The organism is Faecalicoccus acidiformans (assembly GCF_014202635.1).
Lineage (GTDB): Bacteria > Bacillota_I > Bacilli_A > Erysipelotrichales > Erysipelotrichaceae > Faecalicoccus > Faecalicoccus acidiformans.
The window spans coordinates 93,764-102,384 of record NZ_JACHHD010000006.1 but is presented as its reverse complement, the minus strand read 5'-3'; the positions used below and the strand labels follow the sequence as shown (position 1 = coordinate 102,384).

The following is an 8,621-nucleotide window of genomic DNA, read 5'->3' as shown; positions in this document are numbered from 1 at the left end:
GTTTTTCGTATACCCAATTTTAAGGAATCAACGATAAACAAACATTTATTGAAAATCAGCTATTTTTTCTTGACAGATTCATAGCTGGTCTCCTTTCGTAACTTGCGTGTTGCTGTTGACACTAAGAAAGCTTCTTGATATATTGTATGTGTTAATAGTCAACAACAACATTAACACATACAATATTATACGCATGTGATAATGTGAATCAACACACTTAACCCATATTGTTATTTGCTTTGAAATTATTTAGGAGGTTTAACATGAATGAATTAAGAAAAGACAGAATCGAAAAGCGTTTAAATGAATTGAAACAAACTAAAAGTTGGTTAGCTCAACAAATGAATATGTCGCTTCAATCGTTTAGTAGAATGCTAGGAGGAAATAACAACCCAAGAATAGACAACGTAATTGAATTATCAAAGAAATTAGATATATCTATAGATTATTTATTGGGCGTTTCTGAAGAATCGACTATTGATGTATCACTTAAAGATATATCAGAAAAAACAGGATTAAGCGTTAAAAGCATTGAAAAGTTAATATGTTATAAAAACAATAAACTTTCTGATCGTAAACTGAAAGCATTAAATTTACTTTTAGAGAATAACGATTTATTACTATCTTCTTTATATGATTACTTATCTATTTATCCAATTGGTGAAACATACGGAAATCATGAAGATTTAAATAGAAGTATGTTAGATTATGACAAAGAAAAAATTCTTTTATTCGAATTAACTGAAGCTGCACAAGGGTTTAAATCTCATTTAAAATACGAGTTTGATGAACAATATAGAAATAAAAAAATTGATGAATTAGAACTTCGAATATTCAAGGAAAATTTGACAGAGGAAGAAATAGATGAATTATCTAAATTAATAAAAAAGTTAAAAAATTATGATAAGGATTCTTTAATTTAGGGAGGTGATGTTATTAAAAGTAGGCAAATAAAAATGCCCTATGATTGATACATTCATAAGGCATAGAGCGTAAACTGTATTGGCGTACGCGTTTACGCTCCTATTATAGCAGACTATCAACTTGTAACAAGAAAAAGGAGGCAAAAAAAATGGCAGTCGCTAAAAGAAAATTAAAACATGGGAGCATTTATGAAGTGAATTTTAGGTATAAGCAGAAAGGAATACCAAAGAGATACACAAAAAGAGGATTCAAAACAAAAAAAGAGGCTGAACGCCATGAATCTGAAGTTAGAAAGCAATTAATTGATAAAGGTTATATCCAAAAAGAAATTCATTTAACTTTGAATGAAGTATTTGATGAGTTTATCAGAACCGCCAATATTGATTATCAACACAATACGATATATGGCATGAAAAAGTGTAAAAAATACTTTGAAAATTCGATTGGTAAATTTGTAATAACGGAAATCAGACATAAAGATTTACAAACCTTTTTTAACTCCAGAGCAAATGAAGGATTGCAAATGAATAAGAGTATTCGTAAAGCACTTCATGGAGCATTTGTATTTGCGATTAGAAATGAATACATAACTTCTAATCCATTAGAATACGTTAAAGTTAAAGGAGAAGACAGAAGTCAACCCAAAGAACCCATAAGCTATGAAGACTATCAAGAACTTCTAAAAAAATTAAAAAACAGAAATACATTCAGATATGACGCATATGCCGTGGCTATACAGATTGGCTACTATACAGGATTAAGAATCAGTGAAGTTCTGGCATTAGAAAAATCTGATATTGATTTCGATAAAAATATCATTGACGTTAACAAAAAGCTAAATTATAAGGGCCTGAAGGAATCTCAGTACAACGTAACTCATGAAATGAAATCTAAAAAGTCGAAAGCAATTATTCCTCTGCCAGACCAACTAAAAACCATATTAGAATATTGGTATTCAATCAATCCTTATGATAAAGTAGTATGTAATGAAAAGGGCGAATATATAAACCCCACAAGTTTAGGAAACGCAGTTAGAACTATTACCAAACACATGGGGATAGACTTTCACTTTCATTTATTAAGACATACATATGCTACAACACTTGTTTTTAACGATGTCGATATTAAAGTTGCTCAAGAACTAATGAGACATTCAAGTTCTGATACAACATTATCTCTTTATACCCACGTTAGAGAAAAAAGCAAAATTGACATTGTAAATAGTGTTTTCAACAAAAATGGCGTTGATTTGGCGTTGCAAGATGAAATAAAAAATAAACCTCTTGCATAATATCCTTTATATAAAGCATATTTAAGAGGTTTTATCAGACATTCAAAATCAAAGTGGCGTCCTCGGAGGGATTCGAACCCCCGACCGTGCGCTTAGAAGGCGCATGCTCTATCCAACTGAGCTACGAGGACAGCACGATTATTATAACAAACCTAGTTTATGAATTCAACGGATGAGGGAAAAGAAAATGGAAAATCCACAACAGGAACAGCGAAGAGGCTATGTCTTTATGGGCTGGTTTATAGATGAAGCATGTACAAAACGATTAAATCCCGGCGGAATCTTGCCGACCACTATGACACTCTATGATAAATGGATTCCCATATGGTATAAGATCCACTATGAACTTCAGGGAGGAATGAACTCTCGTCTCAATCCAAAATATTTGAACATAGAATCCGGTGTCCTGCGTTTGTATCCTGCTAGAAAGCAGAATATGGCTTTTGATTATTGGACACTCAACGGCAAACGAGTAGACGTCATCCCGGAAAATCAAGCAGAAGAAATCACTCTGGTCGCGCATTATCGAGAACTCTGCAGCATTCATTTTGAAAGCAATGGAGGCGGCCAAATCAAAGACAAGACCATCGGTTCTGATGGATTTCTTAAGCCATTTCGACATCCGCTTCGTCTTGGTTATGAATTTAACGGATGGTACTATGATCAAGCCTATACAAAACCATTTGCCTTCAATCAAAAAATTAAGGAATCCTGTACCTTGTATGCGAAATGGGATCTTGTCTACTACCGGATCCATTACGATGCCCAGGGCGGTGTCGCTTCACGAAAAAATCCTCATGTATATACCTATTTAGATGAAGATCAACCATTGCTGCCTGCTCGAAAAAAAGGTTATATCTTTGATGGATGGTACGATCTTAGAGGAAATCCTATCCATTGTATTGTTTCCAACAGCATCGGTGACAAGCATCTGGTTGCCCATTATCATCCAGAATAAGAAAAAAAAACAGCAGTATGCTGTTTTTTTAACGGTCATGCAATTCAATCGAGTATTCGTATCGAGCACCATTATAATAAGAGATAGTATATTCAATAGGCTGGTTATGTTCATCATACGCCAGGCGTACACGTTTTAAGACAGGTTCTTGCTCCAAGATTTCCAAAGCTCTGGCAATTTCTTTTGATGATGACATCGCAGAAAATGTTTCTTTGATCGTAACCGGTCGACCGATGCCTCTTTGATCAAAGAGACTATACATAGAACCCATATAGTCGGCAGCATTTAATGAGAGATCATAACGCCCCGGTATATATGTTTTAAATAAAACGACAGGTGTCTTATTCGCAGTTCGAATTCGGACCAAACAATAGACTTTTTCTTTCGGTGCCAATTCAAGCAAATCCTGAATCTCCTTTGAAGCCGACATTAATTCTATGGAAACGTGAGATGTTCCCGGCGTTATGCCTCGTTGTTCCAATTCTGTTGTAAAACTGCGGATAGCCGAAGCGTTTTCGTTGATTTTATCACTATAAGTCACACTGGTCCCTTTCCCGCGTTTCTTATTGAGATATCCTTCTGTAACGAGTTCGGATATAGCTTGACGAATCGTAATACGGCTTACATGAAACATCTTTTCCAACTGTGGCTCTGGTGGAATCAGCGATCCTCTTGGATAAAACCCTTCTTCAATTTTTCGCTTCAAATCATTTTTGACTTGGAGATATAAAGGGGGTGCGCCTCGATGCGTATCGATTTGCATTATAACACCTCCTATCGTACATACGCTTTGATAAATTTGATCTCTTCGTTTTCACTCATTCCATAAGGCCGAATCGTATAAGCGCCGATACATGCCGGAAGAATAAATGTCTCTGCATAATGAACGACAAATGGTTCAAACGAATGATCTGGACTTTCGATGATAGCTTCTTTTCCATCGACAAGATTCAACATATTCACAGTTCCTTTCGTATCATGGACTGTGACCTTATCTGTAGTATATCGTCTTGTCTCAATAAATTCCAGAGCATGTAACCCAGTATGTTCAATACGACAATCATTTCCCTCTTCTTGCACTTCGTAAGTCGCATTGACTAAATTATCTTTAACCCACTGAGTCGTACGATACCATTGAATTACTTCTTTACCATGTTCCACATGAACTGGGCGCGGTAAACCATCTAAACCAAGGCGTTCCCAGTCCCAAAGTTTAAATGTAAAGATATATGGCGTAGCACTGATTTCCAAAACCATCGCTCCGCTGCCCGAACAATGACAAGTTCCTGCCGGAATCAAAAAATGATCATGTTTTTTAGCTGGCCATTTATTGATATATTTCTCCGCATCAAAGATGATCTCCCCTTTTTGGGCTGCACGCAGATCATCAATCATCTGCTTTTTATCAATTCCTTCTTGTAAACCTAAATATACACAGGCATTTTCTTGAGCATCCAAAATATAATAACTTTCATCTTGAGTATAATTCATCCCAAAGTTCTTTTTGATATATTCCGTAACCGGATGCACCTGCAAAGAAAGATTTTGCCCATCCATCGTGTCTAAGAAGTCAAAACGGATTGGAAACTCAGCGCCAAAGCGAGCATAGATCTGTTCTCCTAAAAGTTCTTTAGGCTGATATAAAACCAGATCCATACAAGGCAACTCAACAACAACTCCATTATAATCAAACAGGATGCTATTTTCTTCCGGTACACCGTCAAAACTCCAAGCAAAATTATCCTGATCGCAATCTAAATGACAGACTTCCTTCATCCATTGACCGCCCCATACTCCGGGATCAAAATAAGGCATAGTTCGGAAAGGTTTCTGTGCCAAAGCTTTTAAACTAGTAGTAAAAGCTTCACCACTGATCATCTTGGGATCATTCGATTTATTTGTGTCGACTACGTAGTCAAACTGATCAAACAAACGGGCTTTATGCTTATCTGCCAAACGCCATTCAATGAAATAACCACGTTTAAATTTTCTAAGATTGTCCTCGTCGGCATTATCCATTTTATAGTTTGGCATTCCTTTACGGAAGCGCATTTGAATTTCCCAACGAGCCATATCAAAGTAAACTAAAACATCTCCTTTTGCGACCAAAGAAGCAGCGACACCATAAACAATACGTAAACCACTTGTATTTTGAACTTGTTCTTGTGCTTTTGATAATTTCTCTTCATCGATCAAGTCAATAAAATCACCATAATACATTTTCCCGAAAACACGATCTTCGGTAATATGATATTTTAATTGCTCGTTGATTTGTGCTGACTCTTTAAAGATATCATATGTAGCAATTTTTATATTGGCATCAAAGCGATCGATCAACTGCATCACTTCTTTTTCATCTACGCCTGGATAATAATCAAATACCAAAACCGTGTTCGCTCCGCATTTTGAACACAGTTCCTCGTAAATCGAATCATATCCGCGATAAGCTTGAAATCCAGATATTTTTGTAGTGGGAAAACGATCATATTTTGATTCAAAATTAATATAGTGCATGTTATTCTCCTTCTTTCCAAATAATTTTATTATCACATTTAAACGCTCTAACTGAAAATGGCAGCGCCTCTACTCGCCCATAATCATGTCCGGCCGTACTGGGCCAGCAACACATCACGGCCAATTGTGTATCCCCTGTATTAACCAGACGATGAGCCTGATGTCCGTCAATATGATGGATCGACCCCGGCTTCATGATCTCTGCTGTACATTTTCCATCGGCATCCATTAACAATAAAAAACCTTCTCCTTGGGCACAAACATAAATTTCGTCACAATCCAAATCTTCATGAAAATGCCCTCGCGTCACATTGCATTCCCCTTTGACAGTTACGGGTTCTAATACAGACAGCCCCCAGTTTAAGTTCCCCGTTTTAATTTCCCCTTGTTCGCAAGAATAAACTGTGTACATCACAGTCTGTGGATCCAGGGATTCATCGATCGATTCATAAAACATTCTGGCATCTTTGTAAAGCTTTTGAGATGTCTTGATCTCGTTACCTGATATCCAATTTTCTTTAAAATTTTCAATCCATTTGCTTTCTCTGATTTCCATAACAGCCTCCTATTCAAAGATTATAACATTATAATGTTTCTGTCAATTTCTATTCCTTATTTTTTATGATATAATACGAGAAAATGAGGTGTTAATAAACATGAAAATCGCATATTTACTTCAATCAGATCGAGACTATGATGAAGTTGTAGAAACCCTGAATCAATTGGTAAAACAGAATGATCATGCGTTCATCATGATCAATAGCGATGATCTGCGTGATAAAGTGTCCTTTACCTTTGCCGATCATCCCCGCGTTCATATTTCAAGAACACAGGAATTTGCGCAAGAAGGAGATCTTTCCCTAGCCAGAGGAACTATTATTCAAATTAAGGATTCCTTACAATATGATCATTTTGATTATTATATCAACTTGACCGATGGCATGATCCCGATAAAAAAAAGAGAAGATATTGTAAAATTTCTTGAAAAGGATCCAACGAAAGATTACTACTATGTAGCTCACCAGGAAACCCCTGAACTTAAAAAGAAAGCAGACAAGTATTATACTTTTACAAACGTGATCGCCTTCCCGAGAAGCCGATTCATTCGCGGAATGACAAAAGCGAGTGCCACTTTCTTTGCGAAGTTTGGATTCAAAAGACATCTATCAGAACCTTATCAGATTGGAAGTCCATGGTTTATGTTGACTGGTCGTACCGGTCAGATTTTGGCAGAGCATTTTGACTATGTCTCCAATACCTTTAAACTCTCATGGTATCCGGAAGAGATGTACATCCCAATGATGATGGATAAATTCGTATACATTAACGGACGCGAAGACGATCATATCAATAAGGATTATCGGGTGGTGGGTCCTGATGGATCTTGGCAAGAAAGTTCAGGAGCTAAGCCCTTAACTGAAGAATTGTTACAGAATCATCCGGACGCCTTGTTTGGAGGCATGATCACAGCTGAAGATAATATGGATCTGTATCAAAATTACTTTGATAAATATAATGAAACCATTTTATTGGAAGAAGAAAAGAAGGAAAAAACATTCATAGATCCGGAGCTTCTCTTAAGGTCCATGAATAAAGCAAAAAACAATCAGGATCACAGATAGCACAATTTACCCAGATTCAATCGAATCTGGGTGTTTTTATTCATTATATAAAAAAAAGCACATCCGTGCTTTTTATTTCTTCTGCAGTTTATCGATCAGTGACAGAGTGTACTTTTTAGAGTTTCTAAAGCTCAAAAAATACATCACAGTCAAAACACCAAATACAATAGCCAGAACCAGACCGATCCATTTCAATACATTTCGTACAGAATCAGAAACAATCAAAAAATTGTCAGTCCATCCGGTAAATCCCCAGACCGCTATCGCTGCAAATAATAAGAAAATAAAAAAGAACATCTTCAAGGAACGCCCCAACCGCTTTGTCATTACATTACGGTAAGCGATCTCATTCTTTAAATCTTCTCGTTCCTTTTTTTTCATGTTATCGCGCTCCTTGTCATAACTGAATAAACAAAATCACCCCTCTTGGGAGAAAGGGATGATTTTGAAAATGTTGTGTTAAAAATGACTATCCGATCAAAGATCCGAATCCGAACAAGATGTCACTACCAATGATGTTACCAACGATAGCGATAACTACATACAGTAACAACACTTTGATAGGAGACATGTTCTTCTTAGCCATTAAGAACCAAGCGAGCAATACGAACAACATCGTAAGGATACCAGGGAATGCACCGTCTAACTGACCTTGCAACATTACTGGTTCACCTTCAGAGTTAGTAGCGATCTGAACGCTTGTAGATACGTTAACCCAGCTAGCAGCCATAGCACCAACGATAACCTGACCCATAACGATTACAGATTCACGGAAGGCAGTTGCTTGCTGACCAACGATCAATTCAACAGCAGATCCACCCAGTTCATAACCTTTGTCGAAGACAAATTTCTGGAACCAAGTAGAAGTGATATTCCAAACGATAATATAGAAGATAGGACCGATAGCAGATCCACCTTCAGCCAAACCAACAGCGATACCTAATAAGATAGGAATGTAAGTACCAACGATCAAAGAGTCACCGATACCAGCCAAAGGTCCCATTAGACCTGCACGGATACCATTGATCATTTCATCATCGATAGCTTCAGCACCGTTAGCACGTGCTTCTTCCATACCTGCTGTAATACCAACTACCATTGCACCAATCTGAGGTTCAGTATTGAAGAATGGATAGTAAGTAGTCAACTTTTCTTGCTGTTCTTTACGATCACTGTACAGTTCTTTGATGATAGGCAACATAGCCCACATATAACCAAATGTCTGCATGTGTTCTTGAGAGAAGCAAGTCAAGTTTCCATACCACCAATGCCAGAAGGATTTATTTAATGTCTTTTTAGAAATCTTTTTCAT

General features: G+C 36.8%; 9 protein-coding genes and 1 tRNA gene. 4 read left to right on the top strand and 6 right to left on the bottom strand.

Annotation, left to right across the window (positions count from 1 at the left end; translation table 11 throughout):
- Positions 1–263 precede the first annotated feature (263 nt).
- On the top strand, positions 264–923 hold the full coding sequence (locus HNQ43_RS04255) for a helix-turn-helix domain-containing protein (RefSeq protein ID WP_183375120.1): 660 nt from the start codon (positions 264–266) through the stop codon (positions 921–923).
- Positions 924–1,072: 149 nt separating this feature from the next.
- A complete protein-coding gene (locus HNQ43_RS04250; protein WP_183375118.1) occupies positions 1,073–2,215 on the top strand; it encodes a site-specific integrase in 1,143 nt (380 codons plus the stop codon).
- Positions 2,216–2,269: 54 nt separating this feature from the next.
- Here HNQ43_RS04250 and HNQ43_RS04245 read toward each other — a convergent pair.
- Positions 2,270–2,346, bottom strand: a tRNA-Arg gene (locus HNQ43_RS04245).
- Between the two features lie 56 nt (positions 2,347–2,402).
- Between HNQ43_RS04245 and HNQ43_RS04240 the strand changes: the two genes are divergently transcribed.
- Positions 2,403–3,173, top strand: coding sequence for an InlB B-repeat-containing protein (locus HNQ43_RS04240; RefSeq protein WP_183375116.1), 771 nt, complete (start codon positions 2,403–2,405; stop codon positions 3,171–3,173).
- Positions 3,174–3,201: 28 nt separating this feature from the next.
- Here HNQ43_RS04240 and HNQ43_RS04235 read toward each other — a convergent pair whose 3' ends face one another.
- From HNQ43_RS04235 to HNQ43_RS04225, 3 genes are read right to left on the bottom strand one after another with little or no spacing between them, the layout of a single operon-like run.
- Positions 3,202–3,936 (bottom strand): GntR family transcriptional regulator, encoded by a 735-nt coding sequence (locus tag HNQ43_RS04235; RefSeq protein ID WP_183375114.1) that lies wholly within the window; start codon positions 3,934–3,936, stop codon positions 3,202–3,204.
- 11 nt (positions 3,937–3,947) lie between these two features.
- On the bottom strand, positions 3,948–5,687 hold the full coding sequence (locus HNQ43_RS04230; RefSeq protein ID WP_183375112.1) for a class I mannose-6-phosphate isomerase: 1,740 nt from the start codon (positions 5,685–5,687) through the stop codon (positions 3,948–3,950).
- Between the two features lies 1 nt (position 5,688).
- Entirely contained in the window at positions 5,689–6,243 is a 555-nt protein-coding gene (locus HNQ43_RS04225) for a glucose-6-phosphate isomerase family protein (RefSeq protein WP_183375110.1), read from the bottom strand.
- Positions 6,244–6,343: 100 nt separating this feature from the next.
- On the opposite strand from HNQ43_RS04225, the gene HNQ43_RS04220 reads away from it, so the two are divergent.
- Positions 6,344–7,309, top strand: a complete 966-nt coding sequence (locus HNQ43_RS04220) for a beta-1,6-N-acetylglucosaminyltransferase (RefSeq protein WP_183375108.1) — start codon at positions 6,344–6,346, stop codon at positions 7,307–7,309.
- Between the two features lie 72 nt (positions 7,310–7,381).
- Here the strand turns inward: HNQ43_RS04220 and HNQ43_RS04215 are convergent, their stop codons facing one another.
- Both HNQ43_RS04215 and HNQ43_RS04210 read right to left on the bottom strand, forming a co-directional pair.
- Positions 7,382–7,690 carry a hypothetical protein gene (locus tag HNQ43_RS04215; protein WP_183375106.1) on the bottom strand — a complete coding sequence of 103 codons (309 nt, stop codon included), beginning with the start codon at positions 7,688–7,690 and terminating at the stop codon, positions 7,382–7,384.
- A gap of 88 nt (positions 7,691–7,778) precedes the next feature.
- Complete coding sequence (locus HNQ43_RS04210) at positions 7,779–8,621, bottom strand: PTS system mannose/fructose/sorbose family transporter subunit IID (RefSeq protein ID WP_183375104.1); 843 nt, start codon at positions 8,619–8,621, stop codon at positions 7,779–7,781.

Excerpts from the sequence above, each read along its gene's own strand:
- HNQ43_RS04255 (WP_183375120.1), top strand. The coding sequence starts at position 264 with ATGAATGAATTAAGAAAAGACAGAATCGAAAAGCGTTTAAATGAATTG.
- HNQ43_RS04250 (WP_183375118.1), top strand. The coding sequence starts at position 1,073 with ATGGCAGTCGCTAAAAGAAAATTAAAACATGGGAGCATTTATGAAGTG.
- HNQ43_RS04240 (WP_183375116.1), top strand. The coding sequence starts at position 2,403 with ATGGAAAATCCACAACAGGAACAGCGAAGAGGCTATGTCTTTATGGGC.
- HNQ43_RS04235 (WP_183375114.1), bottom strand. The coding sequence starts at position 3,936 with ATGCAAATCGATACGCATCGAGGCGCACCCCCTTTATATCTCCAAGTC.
- HNQ43_RS04230 (WP_183375112.1), bottom strand. The coding sequence starts at position 5,687 with ATGCACTATATTAATTTTGAATCAAAATATGATCGTTTTCCCACTACA.
- HNQ43_RS04225 (WP_183375110.1), bottom strand. The coding sequence starts at position 6,243 with ATGGAAATCAGAGAAAGCAAATGGATTGAAAATTTTAAAGAAAATTGG.
- HNQ43_RS04220 (WP_183375108.1), top strand. The coding sequence starts at position 6,344 with ATGAAAATCGCATATTTACTTCAATCAGATCGAGACTATGATGAAGTT.
- HNQ43_RS04215 (WP_183375106.1), bottom strand. The coding sequence starts at position 7,690 with ATGAAAAAAAAGGAACGAGAAGATTTAAAGAATGAGATCGCTTACCGT.
- HNQ43_RS04210 (WP_183375104.1), bottom strand. The coding sequence starts at position 8,621 with ATGAAAAAGATTTCTAAAAAGACATTAAATAAATCCTTCTGGCATTGG.